Annotated in this window: 22 protein-coding genes; 16 read left to right on the forward strand and 6 right to left on the reverse strand. The window is 46.4% G+C overall.

Annotated elements, in window-relative coordinates; all coding sequences use genetic code 11:
• The first annotated feature begins 44 nt into the window (after positions 1–44).
• The 5 genes from folP to DW657_RS03685 all read left to right on the forward strand — a co-directional run bounded on the left by folP (position 45) and on the right by DW657_RS03685 (position 5397).
• The gene (folP, locus tag DW657_RS03665; protein WP_118311447.1) at positions 45–890 is read left to right on the forward strand and encodes a dihydropteroate synthase; all 846 of its coding nucleotides are present in this window, start codon (positions 45–47) and stop codon (positions 888–890) included.
• Positions 887–1657, forward strand: a complete 771-nt coding sequence (cdaA, locus tag DW657_RS03670) for a diadenylate cyclase CdaA (RefSeq protein WP_089544488.1) — start codon at positions 887–889, stop codon at positions 1655–1657. Before folP ends, cdaA begins: the two co-directional genes overlap by 4 nt.
• Positions 1658–1919: 262 nt before the next feature.
• Entirely contained in the window at positions 1920–2966 is a 1047-nt protein-coding gene (pta, locus tag DW657_RS03675) for a phosphate acetyltransferase (RefSeq protein ID WP_118311448.1), read from the forward strand.
• A 38-nt stretch (positions 2967–3004) separates the two neighbouring features.
• A complete protein-coding gene (locus DW657_RS03680; RefSeq protein ID WP_118311449.1) occupies positions 3005–4207 on the forward strand; it encodes an acetate kinase in 1203 nt (400 codons plus the stop codon).
• Positions 4208–4350: 143 nt separating this feature from the next.
• Positions 4351–5397 (forward strand): sugar kinase, encoded by a 1047-nt coding sequence (locus DW657_RS03685; RefSeq protein WP_117662168.1) that lies wholly within the window; start codon positions 4351–4353, stop codon positions 5395–5397.
• A 98-nt stretch (positions 5398–5495) separates the two neighbouring features.
• Here DW657_RS03685 and DW657_RS03690 read toward each other — a convergent pair whose 3' ends face one another.
• The 5 genes from DW657_RS03690 to efp form a co-directional block, all read right to left on the reverse strand.
• The gene (locus DW657_RS03690; RefSeq protein WP_117662169.1) at positions 5496–6260 is read right to left on the reverse strand and encodes a UDP-2,3-diacylglucosamine diphosphatase; all 765 of its coding nucleotides are present in this window, start codon (positions 6258–6260) and stop codon (positions 5496–5498) included.
• A gap of 59 nt (positions 6261–6319) precedes the next feature.
• Positions 6320–6640 (reverse strand): metal-sulfur cluster assembly factor, encoded by a 321-nt coding sequence (locus DW657_RS03695; RefSeq protein WP_089544483.1) that lies wholly within the window; start codon positions 6638–6640, stop codon positions 6320–6322.
• A 102-nt stretch (positions 6641–6742) separates the two neighbouring features.
• Positions 6743–7432, reverse strand: a complete 690-nt coding sequence (gene radC, locus DW657_RS03700) for a DNA repair protein RadC (protein ID WP_117662170.1) — start codon at positions 7430–7432, stop codon at positions 6743–6745.
• A gap of 6 nt (positions 7433–7438) precedes the next feature.
• Positions 7439–8497, reverse strand: coding sequence for a glycosyltransferase family 2 protein (locus DW657_RS03705; RefSeq protein WP_118311450.1), 1059 nt, complete (start codon positions 8495–8497; stop codon positions 7439–7441).
• 63 nt (positions 8498–8560) lie between these two features.
• Positions 8561–9127, reverse strand: a complete 567-nt coding sequence (gene efp / locus DW657_RS03710) for an elongation factor P (RefSeq protein ID WP_089544480.1) — start codon at positions 9125–9127, stop codon at positions 8561–8563.
• Between the two features lie 220 nt (positions 9128–9347).
• On the opposite strand from efp, the gene rpmH reads away from it, so the two are divergent.
• The 11 genes from rpmH (at position 9348) to DW657_RS03765 (ending at position 25084) form a co-directional block, all read left to right on the forward strand.
• Positions 9348–9503 carry a 50S ribosomal protein L34 gene (gene rpmH, locus DW657_RS03715; RefSeq protein ID WP_004351099.1) on the forward strand — a complete coding sequence of 52 codons (156 nt, stop codon included), beginning with the start codon at positions 9348–9350 and terminating at the stop codon, positions 9501–9503.
• Between the two features lie 171 nt (positions 9504–9674).
• Complete coding sequence (locus DW657_RS03720; RefSeq protein ID WP_118311451.1) at positions 9675–10409, forward strand: PASTA domain-containing protein; 735 nt, start codon at positions 9675–9677, stop codon at positions 10407–10409.
• A gap of 50 nt (positions 10410–10459) precedes the next feature.
• Positions 10460–11551 (forward strand): RluA family pseudouridine synthase, encoded by a 1092-nt coding sequence (locus tag DW657_RS03725; protein WP_118311452.1) that lies wholly within the window; start codon positions 10460–10462, stop codon positions 11549–11551.
• A 5-nt stretch (positions 11552–11556) separates the two neighbouring features.
• Entirely contained in the window at positions 11557–12552 is a 996-nt protein-coding gene (locus tag DW657_RS03730; protein WP_089544477.1) for a D-alanine--D-alanine ligase, read from the forward strand.
• An 82-nt stretch (positions 12553–12634) separates the two neighbouring features.
• A complete protein-coding gene (locus DW657_RS03735; protein ID WP_118311453.1) occupies positions 12635–13783 on the forward strand; it encodes a 1-acyl-sn-glycerol-3-phosphate acyltransferase in 1149 nt (382 codons plus the stop codon).
• A gap of 451 nt (positions 13784–14234) precedes the next feature.
• Positions 14235–17477, forward strand: a complete 3243-nt coding sequence (locus DW657_RS03740) for a TonB-dependent receptor (RefSeq protein ID WP_118311454.1) — start codon at positions 14235–14237, stop codon at positions 17475–17477.
• An 18-nt stretch (positions 17478–17495) separates the two neighbouring features.
• Positions 17496–19253, forward strand: a complete 1758-nt coding sequence (locus tag DW657_RS03745) for a RagB/SusD family nutrient uptake outer membrane protein (protein ID WP_118311455.1) — start codon at positions 17496–17498, stop codon at positions 19251–19253.
• A gap of 32 nt (positions 19254–19285) precedes the next feature.
• Entirely contained in the window at positions 19286–20524 is a 1239-nt protein-coding gene (locus DW657_RS03750) for a hypothetical protein (protein ID WP_147381876.1), read from the forward strand.
• A 426-nt stretch (positions 20525–20950) separates the two neighbouring features.
• Positions 20951–21610, forward strand: coding sequence for an HU family DNA-binding protein (locus tag DW657_RS03755; RefSeq protein ID WP_118311457.1), 660 nt, complete (start codon positions 20951–20953; stop codon positions 21608–21610).
• A 62-nt stretch (positions 21611–21672) separates the two neighbouring features.
• Positions 21673–23508: a DUF6057 family protein gene (locus tag DW657_RS03760; RefSeq protein WP_118311458.1), complete on the forward strand. Its 1836-nt coding sequence runs from the start codon at positions 21673–21675 to the stop codon at positions 23506–23508.
• 118 nt (positions 23509–23626) lie between these two features.
• Positions 23627–25084 carry a TolB family protein gene (locus DW657_RS03765; RefSeq protein WP_369973462.1) on the forward strand — a complete coding sequence of 486 codons (1458 nt, stop codon included), beginning with the start codon at positions 23627–23629 and terminating at the stop codon, positions 25082–25084.
• Between the two features lie 18 nt (positions 25085–25102).
• Here the strand turns inward: DW657_RS03765 and DW657_RS03770 are convergent, their stop codons facing one another.
• Complete coding sequence (locus DW657_RS03770; RefSeq protein WP_118311459.1) at positions 25103–26170, reverse strand: Rid family hydrolase; 1068 nt, start codon at positions 26168–26170, stop codon at positions 25103–25105.
• Positions 26171–26341: the final 171 nt, after the last annotated feature.

The raw sequence follows: 26341 nt of genomic DNA on the forward strand, positions 1-26341 counted from the left end.
ATATACAAAGCCAGGCGAAAAATGGCTTAAAGAGTTATAATCCGATGGAATATACAATTAATATCAAGGGGCACTTGATGGATTTGAGTACCCCTCAGGTGATGGGCATCCTGAACGTTACGCCCGACAGTTTCTACTCAGGCAGTAGAAAGCAGACAGAAATGGAGATAGCTCAGAGAGCTAATCAGATTATAGAAGAAGGTGGAAGCATCATTGATGTGGGCGCATTCTCCACCCGTCCCGGTGCCGATGAAGTATCGGAAGAGGAGGAGGGAAGACGCCTGAAGTTCGCTCTCGACATCGTTCGCAGGGAGCAACCGGATGCTGCCGTCTCCGTAGATACCTATCGCCCTACCTTGGCACGCAAGTGTATCGAGGAGTGGGGAGCCGATATCATCAACGATGTATCAGAAGGTGGAATCACAGGTATCGCCAATGTGCCGCTGGAGCAGAGACAGGAGGAATATCCTGAAATGTTCCGGGTGGTAGGCGAACTGAAGGTACCTTATATATTAATGTCAGTGCAGCCAACGCTTGCTACGATGATGAAGGGCTTTGCCAGAGAGGTACAGCAGTTGCGTGACCTGGGAGCCAAGGATATCATCCTCGACCCGGGCTTCGGCTTCGGCAAGAATCTCATCCAGAATTATCAGATTTATAATGAGATGGAGAAGTTGAACGTACTGGAACTTCCAATGCTCGTAGGTATCTCACGCAAGAGCATGATTTACAAGCTGCTGGGTGGCGATGCCACTACATCGCTCAATGGAACCGCAGTGCTTGATGCCATTGCCCTGATGAAGGGAGCCAGCATCCTTCGTGTTCACGATGTGAAGGAAGCTGCTGAGGCTGTGAAAATCGTAGAAGCCATGAAGGAGGGCAGAGTATGATAGAGTTTGGAATCAAAGATGCTTTAGATGTACTTCTGGTAGCCTCGCTGCTCTTCTACGTCTATCGCCTGATGAAGGAATCCCGCTCGCTGAACATCTTCGTGGGCATCATGCTTTTTGTACTGATCTGGCTTTTCGTAAGCCAGGTACTCGAAATGCGCCTGCTGGGTTCTATCCTGGATAAATTGGTGAGTGTGGGAGTCATCGCCCTTATCGTCATCTTCCAGGAAGACATCCGCCGATTCCTTTATGAGATTGGTTCGCAGAAAAGTATGCGCCGGCTGGTGCGCTTCTTCCACTCCAGCAAGGAAAGTCAGAAGGAGGCAAACAAGGAGACGATCATGCCTATCGTGCTTGCCTGCATGAGCATGGCTAAGAAATATGTGGGTGCCCTCATCGTGATAGAGCGAGGTGTGCCTTTGAAGGATATCATGGATACTGGCGAGGAGATAGATGCCAAAATCAACCAGCGCTTGATAGAGAACATCTTCTTCAAAAATTCGCCTCTTCACGATGGAGCCATGGTGGTAAGTAACAAGCGAATCATGGCTGCAGGCTGTATCCTTCCCGTGAGTCACAACCTGGATATTCCCAAGGAACTGGGACTCCGCCACCGTGCTGCCCTTGGTATCTCGCAGAGCAGTGATGCCATTGCCGTTATCGTTTCTGAAGAGACGGGACGAATCAGCGTAGCCATCAAAGGCGAATTCAAGCTCCGACTCTCTGCCGAGGAACTGGAAAGCATCCTCACTCAGGAAATGTTATAAGAGCGAAGAGTGAAGAAGGAAAGCACATGAATTCTTCACTCTTCACTCTTAATTCTTTACTTTTCCTACTACGTAAACCTTTACGATAATGATTATCTCCCGTTTTAGCTTTTTTTACACATATTAATGGGCGTTATTTCAAAATAAATATGTACTTTTGCAAAGTCGATATGGCAAAACGGCAAAAAACAAGCCGTAGCTCTTTATTAGATTGACAAATCTACTATCGAAGATAACAAAATTATATAAATAAAGAAATAAAATGGATTTATTACAGCAAATCGTAGCTCGCGCTAAAGCTGACAAGCAGCGCATCGTGCTCCCTGAAGCAGAAGAGGAGCGTACATTGAAAGCAGCCGATAAAGTTCTGGCTGATGATCTCGCAGACATCATCCTCATCGGTAACCCTGCCAACATTAAGAATCTCGCTGCACAGTGGGGTCTTAACAACATCGACAAGGCTACTATCGTTGATCCACAAAACAACCCTAAGACTGAGGAGTATGCTGAGAAGCTCGCTGAACTTCGCAAGAAGAAGGGCATGACCATAGAGCAGGCTCGTGAACTCGTAACTAAGAATAACCTCTACCTCGGTTGCATGATTATCAAGACAGAGGGTGCTGATGGTCAGATTTCTGGTGCATTGAGCACAACTGGCGATACTCTTCGTCCAGCTCTCCAGATTATCAAGTGTACTCCAGGTATCACTTGTGTAAGTGGTGCTATGTTGCTCATCTCAGACCAGAAGCAGTATGGTCAGGATGGCGTAGTGGTAATGGGTGACGTTGCTGTAACTCCAAACCCTACAGCAGACCAGCTTGCTCAGATTGCCTATACAACAGCTCATACAGCTCAGTCAGTAGCTGGTATTGCTGATCCTCAGATTGCCATGCTGAGCTTCTCAACAATGGGTAGTGCCAAGGATGCTATCAACAAGGAGACAGGCAAGAGCGTTTATATCATCGACAAGGTAAAGGATGCTGTGGCTATCGCTAAGGAGAAGTTCCCAGAGCTTCATCTCGACGGTGAGCTTCAGGCTGATGCTGCCCTCGTTCCTGAGGTAGCTGCCAAGAAGGCTCCAAATTCTGAGGTAGCTGGTAAGGCTAACGTATTGGTAGTTCCAAACCTCGAGGTTGGTAACATTGGCTACAAGCTCGTTCAGCGCCTGGGTGGTGCCATCGCTATCGGTCCTATCCTCCAGGGTATCGCTCGTCCTGTTAACGACCTTTCTCGTGGTTGCTCTGTAGATGACATCTACTATATGGTAGCTATCACAGCTTGCCAGGCACAGGATGCAAAGAAGGCTTAATCAACTAACTTTATTTATAACATTACAAACTAAACATTATGAAAGTATTGGTTCTGAACTGTGGTAGTTCATCTATCAAGTACAAGTTATATAATATGGACGATGAGTCTGTATTGGCACAGGGTGGTGTAGAGCGTATCGGTCTTGATAACGCTTTCATCAAGGTTAAATTGCCTAATGGCGAGAAGAAGCAGATCATGCACGACATGCCTGACCACAAGGAAGGTGTGAACTTCGTGTTCAAGTGCCTGCTCGACCCAGAAATCGGCGCCATCAAGGACTTGAAGGAAATCGACGCTGTAGGTCACCGCGTAGTGCAGGGTGGTGACAAGTTCAAGGAGAGTGTCATCGTTGACCAGAGCGTAGAGGATGGTATCGAGGAACTTTGCGACCTCGCTCCTGTTCACAACGCAGGTCACCTGAAGGGTATCCGTGCCGTAGATTCATTGATGCCTGGCACTCCTCAGGTTTGCGTATTCGACAACGCATTCCACAGCACAATGCCAGACTATGCTTATCTCTATGCAATTCCTTACGAGTTGTACGAGAAGTATCACGTACGCCGTTATGGTTTCCACGGAACATCTCACCGCTATGTTTCTAAGCGTGTTTGCGAGATTCTCGGTCTCGACCAGAACAACTCTAAGATCATCACTTGCCACATCGGTAACGGTGGCTCTGTAGCTGCTGTATTGAATGGTAAGGTATTGGATACTTCAATGGGCTTGACTCCATTGGCTGGTTTGATGATGGGTTCACGTTGTGGTGACATCGATGCTTCTGCTGTTACTTATCTGATGGATAAGTTGAACATGAAGCCACAGGAGATGGCTGACTTCCTGAACAAGAAGAGTGGTGTGCTCGGTATCACTGGTATTTCTTCTGATATGCGCGACATCGAGAACGCTGCCAACGAGGGTAACGAGAAGGCTCAGCTGGCTCTCCGCATGTACGAGTACCGCATCAAGAAGTACATCGGTGCTTACACAGCAGCTATGGGTGGCGTTGACGCTATCGTATTCACAGCTGGTGTTGGTGAGAACCAGACCGATCTCCGTGAGGAAGCTTGCAAGAACCTGGAGTATCTTGGCATCAAGATCAATAAGGAGGTTAACGACAAGGTTCGTGGTGAGGAAGCTATCATCTCTACCGATGACAGCAAGGTGAAGGTAGTTGTAGTTCCTACCGATGAGGAGATTGTTATCGCTCGCGATACAATGGAATTGGTTTCCAAGAAGTAATTCCACACAATACTATATAATATAAGGTGAAGACTAAAGACAGCAATGGATGGTCTTCACCTTATTTATTTCTTTCTTATCATTATTACATGATGAGGCTCCTGCCTGATGAGGATGGAAGCATCACTTAAATTTTGAGAATTATGAAAACAAAGATTGTAACTTTCGGAGAAATATTGCTTAGAATATCTAAGCCTGGTTATCAACGGTTATTCCAAGGTCACCGTATGTTCGGCAACTATGGTGGCAGCGAGGCAAATGCAGCCATCTCTCTGGCTCATTTGGGCGATAACGTGGAGTATGTAACCCGATTGCCATACGGCGAGATGGGTGAAGCTGCGCTGATGCATCTCAGGGAGTTTGGTTTGAATGTTTCTCATGTGGTGCGTGGTGGTGACCGTCTTGGTACCTATTACTTCGAGGAAGCTGTGGCGATGCGCAACTCCCGTGTAGTCTATGACCGCAAGAACTCTTCTTTCTATTCCTTGAAGCGTGGTATGGTGAAATGGAATCAGGTACTGGCAGATGCTGCCGTATTCCATTGCTCAGGTATTACCTGCGCCATCAGCCGTGATGCGATGGAATCAACCATGGATGCCATCAAGCTGGCGGTTGCTGATGGGCTGACCATCGCCTGCGATATCAACTATCGCAAGAATCTCTGGGGATACGGTCTGGAACCTCACGATGTGCTCTTCCAGATGATGCAGTATAGCGACATCATCTTCGGTGATCAGAATGAGTGGGAGATAGCCAGTGGAGTGCCTCATATTCCTTTCGAGGCTTTGGATGAAAACTATGTAATAGACTGGGAGGCTTATCTGTCGTATTTCCGCAAGATGCACCGTCTCTTCCCTAAGTGCAAGAAGATGGTGATGGCTGTAAGAAACCAGATAGCCAGCAGCCATCATACCTTGAGTGGTCTGCTCTATGATGCAGTAGAGGATCAGCTCTATACAACGAGAATCTACGACATACAGCCTATCGTTGATCCGATGGGTGTAGGCGATGCCTTCATTGCAGCCTATATCCACGCTCACCAGAAGTGGGGCGATGAGAACCAGTATTGCCTGGATTTCTCTCTCTCGGCCAGTGCCATCAAGAATACGATTCCGGGCGATCAGAATCTGGTATCTGAAGAAGAAATCATCAGCAATATGACTTCTTCGGGAGGAAGAATCCAGCGATAGGAATAAAACAAGATTACAATAGAACTATAAGATTCGTGTGATAAGAATAAAGGGCAGTCCAAATCGGGCTGCCCTTTATTCTTGTAGCTTATTGATTGTTATGGTTGGCTTTCGCCTTCCACATATTCTTCCATAAACATGTGTTCGCCATCGAATACGGCATAGGTGAACTGCCATATCCAGTCGCCCAGGATCATCAGGCGGGTCTTCTTGCTCAGCATCAGGTCTAGCTCTATGTGGCGGTGTCCGAACATGAAGTAATCTATATCCTTGTGACTTTGCATATACTGTTTGGCAAAGCGTACCAGGAATTCCTTCTTTTCGCCCATATAAGGCTCCTCCTTGCCATCGGCACGTTTCAGGCGGCTATGCTTCGCCCAGTTCAGTCCCAACGACAATCCCCAGCGAGGATGTATGGCATTCAGCAGACGTTGGCAGGTGCGGTTGTGGAACATAGCCTTCAGAAACTTGAACTTCTTGTCCGGGTCACCCAGGCCGTCACCATGGGCAAGGAAGAACACCTTGTCGTAAATTTCCACGGTCTGTGGTTTATGGTGAACGATCAGTCCGCACTCTTCTTCCAGGTAGCCGTATGTCCATAAGTCGTGGTTGCCGGTGAAGAAATGTACTTCCACTCCCATATCCGTCAACTCCGAGAGCTTACCCAGGAATCGGGTGTAGCCTTTCGGTACCACATATCTATACTCGTTCCAGAAATCAAACATATCGCCCAGCAGATAGATGGCTGCAGCCTTGTGCTTGATGCTGTCGAGGAAACGTACGAGTCTGCGTTCCTGCATTCTGCCGTGTGGAATTGCCCACGAGCCGAGATGCGCATCAGAGAGGAAATATACATTTTTCATAAGCGATTCTTTTTAAGTGAAGAGTGAAGAATGAAGAGTGAATAATTCAACGGTTTTGTCTATTCGAAACCGAGTTCTACACGAGCTTCCTCGCTCATCATACTCTGATCCCAGGCTGGTTCGAATACGAGGTTTACATTGGCAGACTTGACACCCTCTACGCTATCCACCTTGGTGCGCACATCCTCAAGGATGAAGTCGGCTGCAGGGCAGGATGGGGCAGTAAAGGTCATGTCAAGATCTACGGTAGCATCGTCTTTTACGTCTATCTTGTAAATCATACCCAGATCCCAGATATTCACAGGTATTTCAGGGTCGTAAACGGTCTTGAGTACATCTACGATCTTTTCTTCTATCTTTGTTTTTTCTTCTTGTGTCATAATAATCTTTGTTTTTGCCTACAAAGATACTGCAAAATGGGGACAATACAAAAAGAAAAGACACTTTTTTCTTCGTGCCTGCTTAATAATACCGGAAAAAGTCTATAATTTGCCTTTATCGTGATAGGAATAAAAGGCTCCATCGGTGATGATGACATGGTCCATGAAGAAGATGCGCATGATTTCGCAGGCTTTCTGAATCTGAAGGGTAAGCTGGTCGTCTGCCTTGCTGGGGAGCGGACTGTTGCTCGGATGGTTGTGACAGAAGGCGATGATGGTGGCGTTGTTGAGTACGGCTTCCTTGATGAGCAGTCGGATATCCACGGCTGTTTCCGTAATGCCTCCGTGCGAGATACAGGAAGCCTTGATGAGTTTGAAATTCTGGTTCATCATCAATACCCATGCTTCTTCGGTATTGAGATCCTGCATCTTGGGGAGCATATAGTTGTAGATGGCGAGAGAAGAACCCAAATCCGGGCGATAGCCTATCTTGTCAAGGGCACGACGCTTACCCAGCTCACAGGCTGCAAGCACGGTAATCGCTTTCGCGGGGCCCATACCTTTGTAGTGGGTAAGTTCCTTGATAGTCATCTTGCCGAGAGTATTGAGATTGTTGTCGCAGTCTTTCATGATGTGTTTCATCAAATCTACTGCGCTCTCGTCTTGAGAGCCGGAACCTATTAATATGGCTAGTAGTTCGGCATTGGATAGTGCTGATGCTCCTAGTCGCTCCAGTTTTTCACGAGGTTTGTCTTCCTCTGCCCATTGCGAAATAGAAAGCTTCTCACTCATAGTGAATTATTTATAGAATGTCTTGTTGTATGCGCTGAATTCGCTCTGTCCGAGCAGGCATCTCTTCCACCAGGCTGAAAGGAATCCGCAGCCGTAACCCATCAGCTGGGTGAAGGCGGCACGTATGCTCAGCACGCCAATCTTCACACTGTGATTCTCCCTGCTGCTGTCGATGAACAGCGCAATGATATAGAGAATGATGCCAAGTAGGCCGATGCAGCCCAATGCTGCCATCGCATTGCCCAGGGTTGGGAATACGTGGACGGTGCCCAGCATATACGGCAGGAATCCGAAGAAGAGCAGAAGGAGCGTACCTGTCACGCCCACGGTGAAGACCATCGGCAGGAGATGTACGAGCTTGAGGCTCTCGGGATATTTCTTGTAGAGGTTGATGCGGGCGATGCCGCTGTTATATACTTGTCGCCAGAATTTGCGGAAGTCGGTGCGGCGCTTATGCCATACCCATGCTTCAGGGAACAGACGGCAACGGCAACCTGCCTTGAAGATACGGATGGAGAAATCGATGTCCTCACCAAAACGCATGTTGGAAAAGCCATTCAACTTGAGATAAACGTCCCTGCGGATGCCCATGTTGAATGAACGAGGGTAGAACTTATCCATCTTCTTTTTTCCGCCACGGATACCACCGGTGGTGAAGAAAGAAGTCATGGAATAAGAAATGGCTTTCTGAGTATCTGTAAATGATGAGTGTGCCTTGTCGGGACCGCCGAATGCATCGGCAGGTTCGCGGCTCAACTCATCACTTACAGCTTTCAGATAGCCCTCTGGCAAGACCACGTCGCTGTCGAGTATCAGCAGATACTCGCCCTTGGCACGCTCGGCACCATAGTTGCGACTCTGACCCGGACCAGAGTTCTCCTTATAGTAATAATGTATATCCATCAGGTTTTCGTATCGCTTGCACACTTCCTTGCAGGGAGTCTGTGAGCCATCCTCTACGATGACAACCTCGAAGTCCTTCTCCGTCTGATGGGTAAGGCTCTCTAACAGTTCGTCCACTTCGTCAGGACGGTTGAATACTGGTACTATGATGGAATATTTCATTCTTCTTACTATTAAGGGTTAAGTTTGCTCGATAAGAGCGTAATCTTCTTGTTGAAAGACGGATTACTCGCTTACACGACCGAGGTAGCTACCGTCACGAGTATCAACCTGGATGGTCTCGCCCTCGTTAACGAACAGAGGAACACGAACCTCAGCACCAGTCTCGAGAGTTGCTGGCTTGGTAGCGTTGGTAGCAGTGTTACCCTTTACACCTGGCTCAGAGTGGGTAATCTTCAGGGTAGTCTTTGCTGGCATTTCAGCCAAGAGGATAGTACCGTCTGTAGTATCAGTAACAACCTCAACTACGTCACCCTCCTTCATGTACTGACCACCGGTAACGTTCTCCTTAGCGATAGGCACCTGCTCGAAAGTCTCCTGGTTCATGAAGATGCAACCAGTAGCGTCCTCGTAGAGGTACTGATAAGGGCGACGCTCAACGCGAACATCCTCCAATTTGAAACCAACCTGGAATGTACGCTCCAGCACGCGGCCGTCAGCAACATTCTTCAACTTAGTGTTCATTACGGTGTTACCTTTACCTGGCTTTCTGTGCTGAAAGTCGATGCAAACCCATACTTTGCCATCCATACGGATGCAAGTTCCAATCTTAATTTCCTGTGAATTAATCATTTCTTGTTTTATCTTGAATGTTATTATTATTCTCGTAATCGGGTGCAAAGTTACGGCAAAATGATGAAAAAACAAAGGGAAAATCGAAAAAAACATAAATATTTAAGCTAAATTTGGTAGTTTTCTTGGTTATTTGAGAAATTATGCGTAATTTTGCAGCCCAAAAAGGGCTTATTTTGCTCTTTTGTGAAGAATATTAATTAAAAAATAAATAAGAAAAATGAAAAGAACATTTCAGCCTCACAATCGTCGTCGCGTGAACAAGCATGGTTTCCGTGAGCGTATGGCAACAAAGAATGGTCGTCGCGTATTGGCTTCTCGCCGTGCTCATGGCCGCAAGAAGTTAACTGTTTCTGACGAGCACCACGGAAAGTAATTTCCGATAGGGAAATTCGTCTATCGACGATGACATTAAAAGCAGCAAGGAGAGATTCTTTGCTGCTTTTTGTGTTTTTATGACTTTTTATATTGTGATGAAACGCAAAAACTTGGCGTTTTATTTTGTATTGTCTTCGATTATTCCTATCTTTGCACCAAAAAAGAAAGAATGACTTCATCTGAGTTTATAAATAAGTTTAAGAGTAAGTATCTCTGGGGCAACCTGGGCGCCATGTTCCTGGTGCTGGTTTTGCTCTGCGTCGGTGTCAAGTTCGGCATCGATATCTACACCCATCATGGTGAGGCCATCCGTGTGCCGGATATCAGATACAAGAATATCAATGATGCCACCCGCATCCTCGATGATGCCGGATTGGAAATAGTGGTTTCGGATACCGGATATGTCCGTTCGCTCCCTGCCGACTGTATCCTGGAGCAGACGCCGGTGTTCGGAGAGGTGGTAAAGTCGGGACATATCATCTATGTCACGATTAACTCCAACCATTCTCCTCGCATCACCATTCCTGATGTCATCGACAACAGTTCTCTGAGAGAGGCGATGGCTAAGTTGACCGCCATGGGATTCAAGCTGGGCTCACCGGAATACATACCTGGCGAGGAAGACTGGGTTTACGGTATTCTCGTTAAGGGCAGGCATGTGGTGGCTGGCGATAAGGTTTCTATCGATGATGTGCTCATCATTCAGGTAGGTAATGGTCAGCGAGACACTACCGACTCCTTCGATATGGTGGATCCTGTCTATCACGAAAACGATGATGTGATGGAGGGAGAAGGTGATGGTACTGAAAGCACCGAAGATAACTTCGAGGTGGTTCCGGGAACTGAATCTACGGAAACTGCACCTACCTCACACGAACACCAGCAGAAAGAGGTGGTGGAGTAGGAGAAGTGAAGAGTGAAGAACGATGAGTGAAGAATTCAATAGTAATACGAATGATATTTTTAGATTATATATATAATAAGGTATATGCTCCTGTAGAGGATAACTTCGGTTTTGATGGCGACGACCTCTATGAGCACTGGAAGGTGCAGGTGGATGCCAACCAGGATCCTGTCCGCATAGACAAGTATCTGGCTGATAAGATGGCTTACCAGAGCCGCAACCGCATTCAGCAGGCAGCTGATGCCGGATTTATTCATGTAAACGGTAAACCGGTGAAGAGCAATTACAAGGTGCGCCCGAACGACATCGTTACGCTGATGCTCGACCGCCCTCGTCATGAAACAAGCATCAAGCCGGAAGAAATCGACATCAATGTGGTATATGAAGACGACCAGTTGATGGTGGTTAACAAAGAGGCAGGAATGGTGGTTCATCCGGGAGCCGGCAACTTCCATGGCACCCTGATTCAGGCTGTGGCCTGGCACCTGCGCGATATGCCGGAGTTTGATGCCAATGACCCGGAAGTGGGTCTGGTCCATCGCATCGACAAGGATACCAGCGGATTGCTCGTAGTAGCCAAGACTCCTACTGCCAAGACGGCATTGGGCAAGCAGTTCTTCAACAAGACTACCCATCGCAGCTACAACGCCCTGGTATGGGGAAACATCGTGGAGGATGAGGGACGCATCGAGGGCAATATCGGTCGTGATCCCAAGAACCGTCTCCGCATGAAGGTCTTCGATCCGGATAGCGGTATTGGCAAGAGTGCGGTTACTCATTATAAGGTTTTGGAGCGCTTCGGCTATACCACCTTGGTACAGTGCATCCTGGAAACGGGCCGTACCCATCAGATTCGTGCCCACATGAAGCAGATCGGTCATCCGCTCTTCATGGATGAGACCTATGGTGGTGCCGAGATCCTGAGAGGTCAGCGCAGCAGTGGTTACAAGGCTTTCATACAGAATTGCTTCAAGCTCTGCCCACGTCAGGCTCTCCATGCCAAGACCCTCGGCTTCGTGCATCCTGTTACCAAGCAGCAGATGGACTTCGACAGCGAGTGGCCGGAAGATTTTAGACAATTAATAGAAAAGTGGCGCGGCTTCATCGCAGGCACCACAAAAGATACATTCAAAAATATTTAGAGATTATGGAAAATAGCAAGAGAACGATAGCCATCGTATGTGGTGGTGATTCTTCTGAGCACGATGTTTCTTTGCGCTCAGGTCAGGGTTTGTACTCATTCTTCGACAAGGAGCGTTATCATATCTATCTCGTCGATGTAAAGGGCACCGACTGGCACGTGGCTTTAGATAACGGTGAGACTATTGATATTGACAAGAACGACTTCTCGTTTGTGAAAGACGGCAAGCATATCTATTTCGATTATGCTTATATCACTATCCACGGACAGCCTGGCGAGAATGGTGTGATGCAGGGCTACTTCGACCTCATCCACTTGCCATATTCTACAAGCGGTGTGCTGGTAGAGGCTATGACATTCGACAAGTATGTGCTCAACAACTACCTGCGTGGTTTCGGTGTGAACGTGGCTGACAGTATCTTGCTCCGTCGTGGCGAACAGTATGATGAGGACGAGATTGCCGAGCGCATCGGTATGCCTTGTTTCGTAAAGCCTGCTGCCGACGGTAGTAGCTTCGGTGTGAGCAAGGTGAAGAATGCTGACCAGTTGGCTCCAGCTCTCCGTGTAGCTTTCATGGAGAGCAACGAGGTGATGATTGAAGGGTTCCTCGATGGTACTGAGATTTCTCAGGGCATCTACAAGACAGCCGAGAAGACCGTTGTCTTGCCAGCTACAGAGGTGGTAACCAGCAATGAGTTCTTCGATTATGATGCCAAGTACAATGGTCAGGTACAGGAAATCACTCCAGCCCGTCTCTCTCCTGAGACTGCAGAAGAGGTGGCAAAGACCACATCCCGCATCTACGATATCCTCCATGCCAATGGTATCATCCGCATCGACTATATCATCTCTAAGGATAAGGACGGTAAGGACAAGGTGAACATGCTGGAGATCAATACCACTCCAGGTATGACCGTTACCAGCTTCATTCCTCAGCAGGTGCGCGCTGCAGGCCTTGACATCAAGGACGTGCTCAGCGACATCGTGGAGAATCAGTTCTAGAATTTATAAATCACATATATGGTTCTGCGACTTTCTCGCAGAGCCATATATATTAAAAGGTATATATTAAAAGGTATATATTATGAAGATCCCTCAAGAATTTGATGCCATTCGACCTTGGGAGCCAGAAGACCTTCCTGAGGTGTTCGACCGTTTGCTTTCAAACGATCAGTTCAAGCAAGTACTTGCTTATCTTTATCCACAAGTTCCTTTTGAGATGATTGCCCAGAAGTTGAAGGCTTGCAAGACCAATCTCGACTTCCAGTTGGCTTTCGCCTACGATTTTGTTCAAGGCATCCTGAAGAAGGCTGCAACGGGTTGTGAGATGGATTGCGCAGCCATCGATAATACCCGCAACTATACCTTCATCAGTAATCATCGTGATATCGTGCTCGATTCAGCTATCCTCGATGTAATGCTTATCGACAATGGCTTCAAGACCACCTGCGAGATTGCTATCGGAGATAACCTTCTGTCTCTTCCTTGGGTCAAGGACCTGGTACGTGTCAACAAGGCGTTTATCGTGGAGCGTGCCCTGAGCATGCGCCAGATGCTGATGTCAAGCAAACGTCTTTCCGATTACATGCATTTCGCCATCAAGGAGAAGAACGAGAATATCTGGATTGCCCAGCGAGAGGGTAGAGCCAAGGATAGCGATGACCGTACCCAGAAGAGCATCCTCCAGATGATGGTGATGGGCGGTGAAGGTAGTATTATCGAACGATTGAAGCAGCTCCATCTCGTTCCGCTGTCTATCAGCTATGAGTACGATCCTTGCGACTTCCTCAAGGCTAAGGAGTATCAGCAGAAGCGTGATGTGGAAGGATGGAAGAAGGGACCTATGGATGATCTCGTAAGCATGCAGACCGGTATCTTCGGTTACAAGGGACATGTGCATTATCATGCAGCCCCATGTATCGATGAGTATCTGGATACCCTCGACCCTGAGATGCCGAAGCAGGAACTCTTCAATACCATTGCTGCCCATATCGACCACGAGATACATAGTCACTACCGTCTCTATCCAGGCAATTATGTGGCGCTCGATCTCTTGGAGAATACCGAGGCTCATGCTTCAGAATATACACCGGAAGATAAGGCTCGCTTCGAGAAATATATCGCAGGACAGTTGGCAAAGATTGAACTTCCTGACAAGGATGAAGCCTTCCTGAAAGAGAAGATTTTAACGATGTATGCCAATCCTGTGCGCAATTTCCTTGCAGCAAAGTAGGTGGAGGGCGCAAAATAATGATACTTTATTGCTTTATGTGCAAAAATGTACCATTAATACTGTTAAAATGTTAAGTGTACGATAAACACGAAAGTTGATAAATCTTTCGTGTTTATCGACTTTTTATTAAAAAAATAACCTTTCTTACGAAAAATACACAAATTGAGCAAAAAAGTATCACCCTTTTTCGAAAAAGTATTGTACTTTTGCAGCGGTGATACGAATGTGAACGATACCACTAAAAGATACCTCACATCGTTTTGCCGGAAATACAACTAAAATAACAAAACTAACAAAATAAAAAGTAATGACCTATGAGTATCAATTCAGCTTAAAATGAAAGAAGGATTGTTTCCGTGCAGCTGGTAGTTACAGGGAGACAAGAGTGTGTGGCTATTTGCTAGTCAATTAAGTAATGTTTATTCTATTCAAACCTAGAAAGTACATAAGTATGAATCTAAACTTAAGAAAATCAGTGCTGCTTGTTGGAGCGTTGGCATCCTTAGGCTTGAGTTACACAACTGAAGCTTTGGCAACATCTCCAAATTTTGCTGTTAACTCAGTACAGCAGTCTAAGAAGGTTACCGGTAATGTAAGTGACGCAGAAGGTCCTATCATCGGTGCAAGTGTAGTAGAGAAAGGTAATGCCGGAAATGGTACAGTTACCGACTTGGATGGTAACTTCGCATTGAACGTGAAGCCTGGTGCTACTATTGTTATTACTTATATCGGTTACCAAAAGCAGGAAATCGTTGTAGGTAATCAGTCTAATTTAAACGTCACAATGAAGACAGACGACAAGACTCTCGAAGAAGTTGTTGTCGTAGGTTATGGTGTTCAGAAGAAGAAGCTCGTTACCGGTTCTACCATCGAGGTGAAGGGTGATGATATTCAGAAGATGAATACCACTCAGGTGTTGGGCGCCTTGCAGAGCCAGACTCCTGGTGTAAACATTCAGGCGGCTTCCGGTCAGCCTGGTGATGGCTTTAAGATTTCTATCCGTGGTGCCGGTACCAACGGCAACACAGCTCCTCTTTATATTATTGATGGTGTAGCAGGTGATATCAACAACTTGAACCCTGCCGACATCGAGCGTATCGACGTTTTGAAGGATGCTGCATCCTGTGCCATCTACGGTTCTGCCGCAGCCAATGGTGTTATCCTTGTTACTACCAAGCAGGGTAAGCAGGGCAAGATCCAGGTATCTTACGATGGCAACGTTGGTTGGTCTAATGTATATCGCATGCCAAAGATGCTGAATGCCAAGCAGTATATGGAGGTAATGGATCAGGTGCGTTTCAACAGTGGTGAAAGTGGCTACGATTGGAAGAGCATTATGGGCGAGGACCTCTACAACTCTTATATGGATGGTTCTAACGAAGGAACCAACTGGGTAGAGGCTATCCGCAACAAGAATGCCGTTACAACAAGTCATTCCCTGAACGTTACTGGTGGTTCCGACCGTTCTACCTTCTCTATGGGTGCCGGTTATCAGTATCAGGATGGTGTGTTTGGCAATGTTGTTAAGTCAGATTACCGCCGTTTCACCTTCCGTATCAATTCAGAGCATGTCATCTATCGCAATGACAAGGGTATGGATGTAGTGAAGATTGGTGAGAATATCTACTATCAGCACAAGCAGAACCAGGGTATCCAGATTGGTAACCAGTATAGCAATGAGCTTTCCAATATGCTTCGTTCCAATCCTACTATCCCTATGTATAATGCAGATGGAAGCTATACCAAGGCTGAGGACTTGAAGAACTGGATTGATAACTACAACTCTTATTCTGTAAACCCAATCTATAAGATGTTGAATCAGCAGTCTGGTCACAATAAGAGTATCAACCAGAATCTGCATGCTACAGGTTATTTGGAGATCCAGCCAATCAAGAATCTGGTTTACCGTGGACAGTTGAATTACAATCAGAATACTTGGACATGGCGTACATTCCTCCCTATATTCGAGGCCAACAGAACCAATGCGGATTATTTCCGAACAGAGGATAAGGCAACAAACCAGATTGGAACAAGTTGGGGATGGAGTACAACAAATACCTTGAGTTATAAGTTTGACTTGCAGAAGAAGCACAACTTCGACATCCTGGTAGGTACTGAGTATGGTGAGAGCCGTCCTGACTTCGGTTTCTCCTTGAATGCTACATCTTCTAATTCGGTGTTTGGCGATATGACTCATGCTTACATGACCTATATGAAGAATAATAATGCTGCTGCCGTTACTGGTACTCCTTGTGATGATTCTCGCAGTATGTCTTACTTCGGTCGTGTCAACTACAACTTCAATGAGAAGTATATGCTTTCAGCCATCATGCGTGCCGATGGTAACTCTAAATTCGCTCCAGGTAAGCGTTGGGGTTATTTCCCATCTGTATCTGCCGGTTGGGTTATCTCTAACGAGAAGTTCATGGCAAAGACTGTATCATGGCTCGACTTCCTGAAGCTTCGTGCTGGTTGGGGTCAGAATGGTAATGCGCAGACCATTAACAACTTCCAGTGGCAGGGTGCTTTCGCATTTAATACAAGTAGCTATTATACCTTCAATGGTAATCCTGACCAGTATGTTTCCGGTGCAGCTCCTTCCCGTCTGTCTAACGAGGATTTGACTTGGGAGACTTCAGAGCAGTTGAACATCGGTTTGGATGCTCGCTTCCTGAGTGGACGCTTGGGCTTCACCTTGGATTGGTATAACAAGAAGACCAAGGACTTGCTGGTTGCAGTTCCTGTAGATCCAACAACTGGTTTCTCTACCCAGATGAAGAATGCTGGTACTGTTGAGAACAAGGGTATTGAGCTTTCTCTCTCTTGGAACGATAAGATTGGCAAGGACTTCCAGTACAACGTAGGTTGGAACATGGCTTACAATCACAATGAGGTAACAGAGGTGAAGTCTAACCAGAAGTACAACAATGGTGGTAAGGACCTCTTGGCTCAGAATACCGGTTATATGGCTCGTTTCGAGGAAGGTCATCCTATCGGCTACTTCTGGGGCTACAAGACCGAAGGTGTGATGCAGAATGAGGCAGATGTTCAGGCTTATCTTGATAAGAACTGTAAGGGTAATGCCGCTAACTCTAAGCAGGGTACCGGTATCAAGCCAGGTGACTTGAAGTTTGTGGATGTAAATGGCGATGGTGTTGTCAATGATGACGATAAGACAGAACTTGGCGATCCACATCCAGATGTAACCATGGGTATCACTCTCGGTGCATCTTACAAGGGCTTCGACCTTTCTGTAACAGGCTTTGGAGCATTCGGTCAGCAGGTGGCTCGTTCATTCCGCAAGTTCACCGATGGTGAGTACGAGAACTTCACTACAGAGGTGTATGACTACTGGCATGGTGAGGGAACTTCCAACAAGTATCCTTTGCTTGCCCACATGAATGCAGGTCCAAACTGGCAGACCATTTCTGATATTTACATTGAGGATGCCAGCTACTTCCGTCTTCAGAATCTGACCGTGGGTTACGATTTCACCAAGATCTGGAAGAACAGCCCATTCCAGCAGCTCCGTCTCTATTTCGCAGCCCAGAACCTCTTTACCATTACCGGTTATAAGGGTATGGATCCAGAGAATGGTACTTCTATCGGCTCAGACTCATGGGTAACAGGTGTTGATGTAGGTAACTATCCTCAGCCTCGTACCTATATGGTTGGTGTAAATGTAAAGTTCTAATCTAAAATTGAATTCACAATGAAAAAGTTAAATATATTTTTGGCTTCAGCCATGGCGGTGCTTAGCTTGGCATCCTGCGACATCAATGATGTGCAGAATGTAGGCGAGTTATCTACCAGTACCTTCCCTGTTTCCAAGGAGGATGGTGAGGCTGTATTGGCTGGTGTTTACCAGAATTTGAACCAGGTTTGTGCAGACCCTCAGATGAGTTTCCTTTACTATGCCCAGTTGGCTAGTGATGATATGCTCGGTGGTGGTGGTGTCAACGATAAGTTGATGCAGGCAGATGATTTGCTCTGTAACTACAATGCCGATATGACCAACGTGTTCTATGAGGCTCGTTACAAGGGTATTAACCGCGCCAATACCCTGATAGAGGCTCTTCCTAATACCTCTATGAATGAGGATACCAAAAACTCAATGATGGGACAGGCTAAGTTCCTGCGTGCCTTCTATTATTATGAGTTGGCTTCTATGTACGGAAATGTACCTATGCGTCTGAAGCCAGGTTCTGAGGCTATCACCCAAGGTAATATTGAAGACCCTTGGAAGCAGATTCTGATGGATCTTCGTGATGCTGTCGCTCTCTTGCCTGCTGTAAAGAGCACTGATGGCCATATTGATAAGTATGCTGCTGAGGCTCTGCTGGGTCGTGCATGGTTGTTCTATTCTGGTTTCTTTGGCAATGGTTCTACATTGGCTGATCTGACCAGCACTACTTACAATCCTCTGACTTCTGTGGAACTTCCTGATGGAACTACCCTGTCTAAGGAGAATGTCATTGCAGCCATCGATGACTGTGTGGCTAACTCTGGCCGCAAGTTGGTGGATAAGTATCAGAATCTCTGGGCTTATACCAACAGATGCACTGTAGAGGATTATGATTATACCAAGGGTCAGGGCTTCAAGTGGGTTGAGGATGATGCTTCTCAGAATCCCGAGACTTTGTTCTCTATCAAGTTTAACAAGTACGCAGACTGGGGTACAACGATTGGCTATGCCAATGCTTACGCTCTTCACTTTGGTGTTCGTGGTGGTCAGGCTTATGGCAACACCTTCCCATTCGGTCAGGGTTGGGGCGCTGGTCCTGTAGCTCCAAACCTGGTAAAGGATTGGGCTGCTGCCGAGCCTAATGATGCACGCCGTGATGCTTCTATCCAGGACTGGTCTAAGGTAGCAACCTATAAGAAAGGTGGTTGGTCTGACTTCGTTCAGGAAACTGATTACTATGCCAAGAAGTGGGCTCCTGTTACTTGTAAGAATGATCAGCTGAAGGATGGCTATTCTTGTACTTTCGAGAATGTGATGTATCCTGGCAACTGGGATGTAGCAGGAAAGGAGAACATGCAGTTAAATAACATCCACGACTTGGTACTCATCCGTTTTGCTGACGTTTTGTTGATGCAGAGTGAGTTGAAGAAGGATGTAGCTGGTATCAATGAGGTGCGCAAGCGTGCTGGCTTGAACCCTATTGCAGCTTATTCTGAGGAAGCTTTGAGAAACGAGCGCCGTTGGGAGTTGGCTTGCGAGGGTACCCGCTGGAACGACCTCCGTCGTTGGCATATTGCCGCAGCTGCTCTTGAGAAGCAGAATGGTGTTGCTATCTACTATTGCGGACAGCCAGATACAAATACTCCACACAATGGAGGTTATACTGCCCGTTACAATGCTACAGCCGGTTTCCAGAAGATGCCTGAGACTCAGGTAGCTTTGGGTACCGTAAAGCAGAATGAAGGTTGGACTGGTGCTGATTCAGAATATCAGGGCTGGAAGTAATCAATTCTTTAATCTTTTAAATGAATAAGTATATGAAAAAGATATTTTTTGCATTGTCTATGCTGACATTGCTTTATACTTCTTGTGATCCTTCTACCGATTCTGGCAGCACAGGATTCTCTGAGAATGTAACAGCTGAGAGCGTAGAGGCGAAGGTAACACCTGTTCAGGTGAATGGTAAGAATAGCAACCGTATCATCATCGAGAATCATTCTCCTATCACAAGCCAGTGGTCGGTTGACCAGTTGGTAGAAGGTGCGGTAACTTCTTCCAAGGCATACGATACCATCTATGTTACCAAGGTAGGTGCCAATACCGTTACTATGCACTGCAAGAACGTGGCTGTTGACTTTACCAAGGACTTCACGGTGAACGTGGATGAGATTACTTATCTCTCTGCAGAACTTCAGAAGCGTCTCTGCGTAACTGGTTCTGAGGGTAATTATACTTCTACTGTAGGCGAGTTCGCTGGTCAGCCTGTACAGTTCGGTACTGCTTTTGATGCAGGCAAGGTAAAGGTTATTCAGGAGGTCAAGGAAGGCAAGAAGGGTAATGTCTTCAATGTAGAGAATGGTAACGGCGTGCTTTCTGACTGGGCTATTACCAAGGAAGGTACTGAGGAGGCTGCTGGTACAGCTACTCTGAATGGCGATCAGCTGATGGTTGTTGAGGAAGGTAAGTTTAATATTACCTTGACTTATACCAAGGCTGATGGCACTCAGGAGACTTACAATGCAGGTTCTTTCGATGTTGAGTCTTTGACTACCAAGCCAGAGCTTCTTGAGTATCTCGCTGGTGGCGAAGATGGTGATGGTACTACAACATGGGAATGGAACGATAAGGCTTCTGGTGTTTGGGGTAATGGTTCTTTCGGTAGCGGTAATGGTCCTCAGTGGTGGACTGTATCATATACAGACATTGAAGGCCAAGGTAGTAGCAAAGCTGGCGGTGTAAAGCGTAGCGGTACTCATGCTTACTTTACCATTGATACCAATTCCAAGACAGCAACTAATGGTGATGGTACAACGCTTCCTATCAAGGTGAATGTGCTTGAGCACAAGGATGCTTCTTGGGATAAGGGAACTATCTCATTCCCAACAGTAACAAATGATAAGTTTGTTATTCCTATGGGTGTAAATGTTAATGAAGGTGATGCTGCTTTCCAAAAGTATTATGTCTTGGTAGCATCTAATGACGAGCTTGTTTTAGCAGCTTGTCAATCTGATGGTAGTACCGGATGGTACTATGTCTTCAAGAAAAAGGCTAAATAGGTATGTGATAAATCGTTGTGATTAAAACATAAAATTAGGCTAAGCCTCGGCTGTAGTGATACAGTCGGGGCTTTTTCTTACCTTTTAGTAAACAGAAATTGACTTTTTTTGCTTTTCTTCCGTACTTTCTTGTATAATTGCTGAAAAGATTTGGTGTTTACGAGTTTTTATTGTACTTTTGTATGCAGTAAGACAAGTAGGTTTAGCAGGGTATGTTTGTACAACTGAGAGCTTATAACAGCTTAACTTTGCGACTCACACCGAACGGTGTGAGTGCGTGCATCGAACGATGTAAGAGCGTGCGGCGTTCGATGTGAGCACGTGCATCGTTCGACGCACGTCGAAAAGTCCTGGAACTTCAAGCTTATATCATTAGTACTTAGTACCTTATAACATACTTGTGATAACAGCTAATAATACTAAACTATGGCAATAAAGTATGAAATCCATTCCATCCATAACTCGAAGGGCGAAGGTGGAGAACAGAAATTTGTCCGGTTGCGTGACCACGAACCGATGACCAGTAAGCAGATAGAGCAGCATATAGAGCAAGCATGTTCGCTTACCAGGGGTGATGTGCAGGCTGTAATGACATCGCTGCACGATCTCATCGTGACCGAGCTCTCTCAGGGTGCCCGTTTCTATCTTCCACAAGTGGGCTATCTCTCGCTGTCTGTTACAACGGAGTTGCCGGAAGGTAAATCCATGGATAAGGTGACAGGTAATAATATCCGCTTGCGTAATATCAACTTCAAGCCTACTGCCGAATTACTGAACGAGGTGGGTAGAAATGTAAGGTTCGAACGCTCCAAATACACCACGAAGTCTCGCAGATACACCGAAGAACAGTTGTGGGATAAGATTGTGGCTTTCATAAAAGAGCATGACTATATTTGCCGACGCGACATGGAATACCATTTCTCCCTGCGCCAGCAGACAGCCTTGAAATGGTTGAAGCATTTTACCGAGAAAGGGTTTCTGGTAAAGGAGGGGGCAATAAATGCTCCTCTCTATTTCCTGGCAAAAGACAATAAAGGCAATAAAGACAATGGAATCTCCCTTCACACTAAACGTCTTGAGCCATAGAAGTTTAGCGTAGCTGTGAAAGGAGAAATGAAAATGGAAATTAAAATTAATACCTGATAAAAATGAATAATTTGATCACTAAAACTTGGAAACCGCTGCTGTCGTTGCTCTTCGGCGTGGCAGTGATGCTGTTCTGGGCTGTGCCTTATATGGCAGGACTCTGCTTTCAGGAACAGTATCAGATGTTTCTCTTTGATACCAACTATTTCCTGGAGCGCATTGTGCTGCCAGGAGGATTGGCTGACTATATCAGTGAGTTTCTGGTACAGTTCTACTATATGCCAGTATTGGGTGGTGCCATCATCGGACTGCTCCTGATAGGCATTCAGACTGCCGTATGGGGACTGATGAAGCAATATGGAGCAAGGCATGATTTCCCGGGCTATCTCCTGAGTTTCCTTCCAAGCATCGCCCTGTGGTGCGCTATGGGCGACCAGAACATCCTGCTTTCTTTTGTGGTTGCACTTTTCGGAGCTCTGCTGATGGGATGGATTCACAACCGATTCCACAACCGGTTGGTAAAGGTGGTGTTCGAACTGGTAAGCACGGCATTGGTTTATTGGTTCCTGGGTCCGGTGGTGTTCCTTTATGCTGCCCTGATGATAGGTGATACGCTGAAGAATGCGCAACAGAAGGACAGTATCCTTTCCGGAATAGGCTATTCTGCCTGCATCCTTGTGCTTACCATAGCCTGGATCCTACTGAGCACGCAGTCTCTGCAGTATCCGATGTATCGCATCTTAGCCGGACTTAATTATTATCGCTATCCGGGTGCGGTATCTCCGTTGCCTTTTGTTGTGATGGTATGGGCTGTTGTGATTCCTTTCCTGGGGATGATTCCATGCCACCGGAAATCCTTGCAGAAGTTGCAGCAATCCAAAGTGGTCATAGTGTTGAGCTATGTATTGGTGATTGTGGCTTCATGGTTCGGCATCAAGGCATCTTTTGATGAAATGACCTACGACCTGATAGATTATGATTTCCTGGTTCGCACCGAACAATGGGATAAGATCATTGAGAAGGCTGAGAAGAAGCCGGCAACCACACCGCTCAGTGTATCGTGTGTGAATCTTGCCTTGAGCCAGAAAGGTATGCTTGCCGACCGCCTTTTCGAGTTCTATCAGAATGGAGGCGAGGGCTTGTTCCCTACCTTTACCCGTGATATGATTTCGCCGGTATCTACAGCCGAAATTTTCTTCCGTCTGGGTATGGTGAATGATGCCGAAAGATATATGTTCGAGGCACAGGAAGCGATACCGAATTATCGCAAGAGTGCCCGCTTGACCCGCAGGATTATAGAGTGCGAAATCATCAACGGTAATTACAAGGTGGCAGCAAAGCTGCTCCGCCGCCTGCAGAAGACGCTCTTCTATAGCAACTGGGCGAACCAGATGATGGCGCTGCTGGGTAATGAGAAGGCTATCAACCGACATCCCGTTTATGGAAAGTTGAGAAAGTATCGTGAGAAGAAGCAGGACTTCCTCTTCAGCGACCGGGAGATGGACCAAATGCTGGGTTTGCTCTTCCTGAATGATAACCATAACAGGATGGCATACGAATATCTGATGTGCTACGAACTCCTGCAGCGCGATATGGAGAAGTTCATGCAGTATTATCCGCTGGGCAGATTCGTGGGTTACGACCATATTCCACGTTCCTTCCAGGAGATTCTCATCGGCAACTGGATGAAGACGCATAGCGATCCACGTACCATCCCATATAGTGTGGATGCACAGAACGTGAACAATACGCTCAACTTCATTCAGCTCTATATGCAGAATCCGAAGAATCCTCAGCTTGATCAGCAGCCGTATGTATCCAATGCCTGGCACTATGTGATGGTGCAGGGGGCTGATGAGGCTGCCGGAAAGAAGGAGGGAATGAAAGAGGTTTATTGATAATGTTAAATGTTAAGTGTTAAATGTTAAGTTGGCATTCTTGCTGATTGGACATTTGGCATGATTATAATATAGATTAATGATGAATATCAGACAATATTTTATGGGATTATTGCTCATGGGGGGCATGTTGGGACTTGGCTCTTGTATGTCCAAACCGGGAATTCTTGTGCCCACCAATCCCATCCAAGCAAATCAACTTCCAAAGATTTATCCTGATTATATTGGAGTTACTGTGCCCGCAACGATTGCTCCTCTCAACTTCAATGTGGAGGATATAGATGCGGAATCTGTTAATGTCGTAGTAGAAGGATCAAAGATAGGTGAACTTCAAAGTGAAGGCGACTACGCAAATTTCGATATCGATGAATGGCATCATCTGCTTGCTCAAAATAGGGGTGGAGATTTGAAAGTTACTGTTTATGTGGAAAAGAAGGGTAACTGGACGCAGTATAAGGACTTCGATATCCATGTCAGTCCATACGCTCTTGATGACTGGGGCTTGACTTATCGTCGCATCGCTCCTGGTTATGAGGTATATGGCAAGTTGGGCATCTATCAGCGCAACTTGAGTAATTTCGAGGAAACGGCAATCCTTGAGAATACCGCAGCGCCGGGTGCCTGTCTCAACTGTCATACGGCAAACAGAACCAATCCCGATCAGTTTACCTTCCATGTGCGTGGCGACCATGGTGCTACCTTGGTTTCTCAGAACGGAAAGCGGGAGTGGCTGAAGGCTAAGAATGATTCCCTGAAGGGTTCGATGGTTTATCCTTATTGGCATCCATCGGGCAAGTATTGTGCTTATAGCACCAATACAACCCATCAGAGTTTCCATGCCGTGAAGGATGAGCGAATTGAAGTCTTCGACCAGGCATCGGATGTCTTCGTTTATCAGCCTGCAACCCATGAACTGATATTGGATTCGCTCCTGATGACAAAAGACCATTATGAGACTTATCCGGTATTCTCGCCTGATGGAAAGACGCTCTATTTCTGCTCTTCTACAGCAGAGCCTATCCCAAGCGGTTACAAGGATATCAAGTATAATATCTGCAAGATTGGTTTTGATGCGGCTACGGGTAAGTTTGGCAACCAGGTGGATACCATCTTCAATGCCCGTGAACTGGGCAAGAGTGCCACCCATCCACGTCCTTCTTATGATGGTAAGTACATCATGTTTACGATGAGCGACTATGGCTGCTTCCCTATCTGGCATAAGGAAGCGGATAACTGGTTGCTGGATTTGAAGACGGGGCAGGCGCGACCAATGACGGCTGCCAATAGCAGGAATACAGATAGCTGGCACAACTGGAGTAGGGATTCCCATTGGTTTGTCTTCACTTCCCGTCGCGGTGACGGTCTCTATACCCGTCTTTATCTTGCCTGCATCGATGACAAGGGCAATGTAAGCAAGCCGTTCCTCTTGCCTCAGCGCAATCCGAAGAAGTACTACGACGAGTTGCTGGATTCCTATAATACCCCTGATTTCACTTCGAAGCCAGTAGAGCTGGATGCCCGTGCGGCAGGAAATGAAATCATGAGTGATAAGAGGATTCCGACAAAGGTTAGATAACGGAATCTTTATAATTCCTTATTCTGTAGAACATGATTCCTTCTCAGCAATGCATTCCATTTCTATCAACCAGCCTGGTCGGCATACTTTAGCCTCCACGATGATGCGGGGAATCTGGGGATAAAACTGCTGCATCAGTCTGTCAACCGTATGATAGTCGGAGATGTCGCGAAGATAGATGATGAAGTATTGGATATCATTCATCGTGGCATCGCCATCTTTCAGCAGGGCGCCAATGTTCTCAAGCAGTCTGCCGGTCTGGCGCACGATGTCGCCTTCATAGACCACATCTCCATGCTTGTCGATACTGGCTGTACCGGAGATGAAGTATTGTTGCTTGAACTGCTGGCTTCCTTCTGGATGGAGAGTATGGGTAGGTAGCGTAAGCCGGGTTCCTCTTTCGAAGGCTACACCATATTCATGGGTAGGATTCAGATGATCGAGTGCCTGAAGATACTTCTTGTCCTCTTCCTTGATATGGGGGATGGTGAGGAAGTCGATGGCTACAGCTGCGTGGCGTACCGGAGTGGCACCACCGATACCCGTGCTGGCAATGTAGTGGGTGTCGGCAGTCAATCCTTCTTGGTCGAAGATGTCATTGCGGGCTTCTACTACGCCTTGATAGTTTACATCGATGTTGGTGACGTATATCCAGGTGCGAACCAGGTTGCGTTCCATGGTCATATCCGTACCTTCGATAGTCTTCTGATATTTATTGAAGAGAAAATGGGTCTGCTCGTACGAATCCTTTCCCTTTGCTTCCTCTTCTGTAAGGCGAAGGCTGTGGAATAAGATAGGTGTAGCTTCATCCGTAGTCTTGATCAGCAGGCTCACCTTGCTGCCATTCAGTGGAGTCTGTTCCACGATAGTGAGGTTTGCGCCTTTCAGAAACTCCTGATAAAGGAGAGATTCTTCTAACTCTTTTATCTGGTTCTGGGAGTCGCTGAGGAATACCTTACAATATTGCAAGGTACGATTTTCCAGTTTCTCTGTATCGAGAAAGTTACCTAGTTTTAGATACAGAAAGTTAAGGCGATCATTGAATGAACCCTTAGCTTCTGGTGATAGTATTATGTATTTGTCCATCTTGTTTTTCTTTTTTCGTCAGCAAAGGTACGGATAATATCTGAGATATAAGAATATAGATAGGATGAAAAGATAAAAATACCGAGATATGGGGATAGGATCAGGCTGGATAGAACGGAAAAGAGGGAAGTAAAGGCTTGTTTTCCTTTACTTCCCCCTATTTTTTTCTTA

The sequence above is a fragment of the Prevotella sp. AM23-5 genome (assembly GCF_003473645.1).
In the GTDB taxonomy this organism is placed as follows: Bacteria; Bacteroidota; Bacteroidia; order Bacteroidales; family Bacteroidaceae; genus Prevotella; species Prevotella copri_A.

Excerpts from the sequence above, each read along its gene's own strand:
- DW657_RS03720 (WP_118311451.1), top strand. The coding sequence starts at position 9,675 with ATGACTTCATCTGAGTTTATAAATAAGTTTAAGAGTAAGTATCTCTGG.
- DW657_RS03680 (WP_118311449.1), top strand. The coding sequence starts at position 3,005 with ATGAAAGTATTGGTTCTGAACTGTGGTAGTTCATCTATCAAGTACAAG.
- DW657_RS03740 (WP_118311454.1), top strand. The coding sequence starts at position 14,235 with ATGAATCTAAACTTAAGAAAATCAGTGCTGCTTGTTGGAGCGTTGGCA.
- DW657_RS03690 (WP_117662169.1), bottom strand. The coding sequence starts at position 6,260 with ATGAAAAATGTATATTTCCTCTCTGATGCGCATCTCGGCTCGTGGGCA.
- rpmH (WP_004351099.1), top strand. The coding sequence starts at position 9,348 with ATGAAAAGAACATTTCAGCCTCACAATCGTCGTCGCGTGAACAAGCAT.
- DW657_RS03685 (WP_117662168.1), top strand. The coding sequence starts at position 4,351 with ATGAAAACAAAGATTGTAACTTTCGGAGAAATATTGCTTAGAATATCT.
- DW657_RS03760 (WP_118311458.1), top strand. The coding sequence starts at position 21,673 with ATGAATAATTTGATCACTAAAACTTGGAAACCGCTGCTGTCGTTGCTC.
- DW657_RS03735 (WP_118311453.1), top strand. The coding sequence starts at position 12,635 with ATGAAGATCCCTCAAGAATTTGATGCCATTCGACCTTGGGAGCCAGAA.
- DW657_RS03695 (WP_089544483.1), bottom strand. The coding sequence starts at position 6,640 with ATGACACAAGAAGAAAAAACAAAGATAGAAGAAAAGATCGTAGATGTA.
- DW657_RS03725 (WP_118311452.1), top strand. The coding sequence starts at position 10,460 with ATGATATTTTTAGATTATATATATAATAAGGTATATGCTCCTGTAGAG.
- DW657_RS03745 (WP_118311455.1), top strand. The coding sequence starts at position 17,496 with ATGAAAAAGTTAAATATATTTTTGGCTTCAGCCATGGCGGTGCTTAGC.
- pta (WP_118311448.1), top strand. The coding sequence starts at position 1,920 with ATGGATTTATTACAGCAAATCGTAGCTCGCGCTAAAGCTGACAAGCAG.
- cdaA (WP_089544488.1), top strand. The coding sequence starts at position 887 with ATGATAGAGTTTGGAATCAAAGATGCTTTAGATGTACTTCTGGTAGCC.
- DW657_RS03765 (WP_369973462.1), top strand. The coding sequence starts at position 23,627 with ATGGGGGGCATGTTGGGACTTGGCTCTTGTATGTCCAAACCGGGAATT.
- DW657_RS03730 (WP_089544477.1), top strand. The coding sequence starts at position 11,557 with ATGGAAAATAGCAAGAGAACGATAGCCATCGTATGTGGTGGTGATTCT.
- folP (WP_118311447.1), top strand. The coding sequence starts at position 45 with ATGGAATATACAATTAATATCAAGGGGCACTTGATGGATTTGAGTACC.
- efp (WP_089544480.1), bottom strand. The coding sequence starts at position 9,127 with ATGATTAATTCACAGGAAATTAAGATTGGAACTTGCATCCGTATGGAT.
- DW657_RS03750 (WP_147381876.1), top strand. The coding sequence starts at position 19,286 with ATGAAAAAGATATTTTTTGCATTGTCTATGCTGACATTGCTTTATACT.
- DW657_RS03770 (WP_118311459.1), bottom strand. The coding sequence starts at position 26,170 with ATGGACAAATACATAATACTATCACCAGAAGCTAAGGGTTCATTCAAT.
- radC (WP_117662170.1), bottom strand. The coding sequence starts at position 7,432 with ATGAGTGAGAAGCTTTCTATTTCGCAATGGGCAGAGGAAGACAAACCT.
- DW657_RS03705 (WP_118311450.1), bottom strand. The coding sequence starts at position 8,497 with ATGAAATATTCCATCATAGTACCAGTATTCAACCGTCCTGACGAAGTG.
- DW657_RS03755 (WP_118311457.1), top strand. The coding sequence starts at position 20,951 with ATGGCAATAAAGTATGAAATCCATTCCATCCATAACTCGAAGGGCGAA.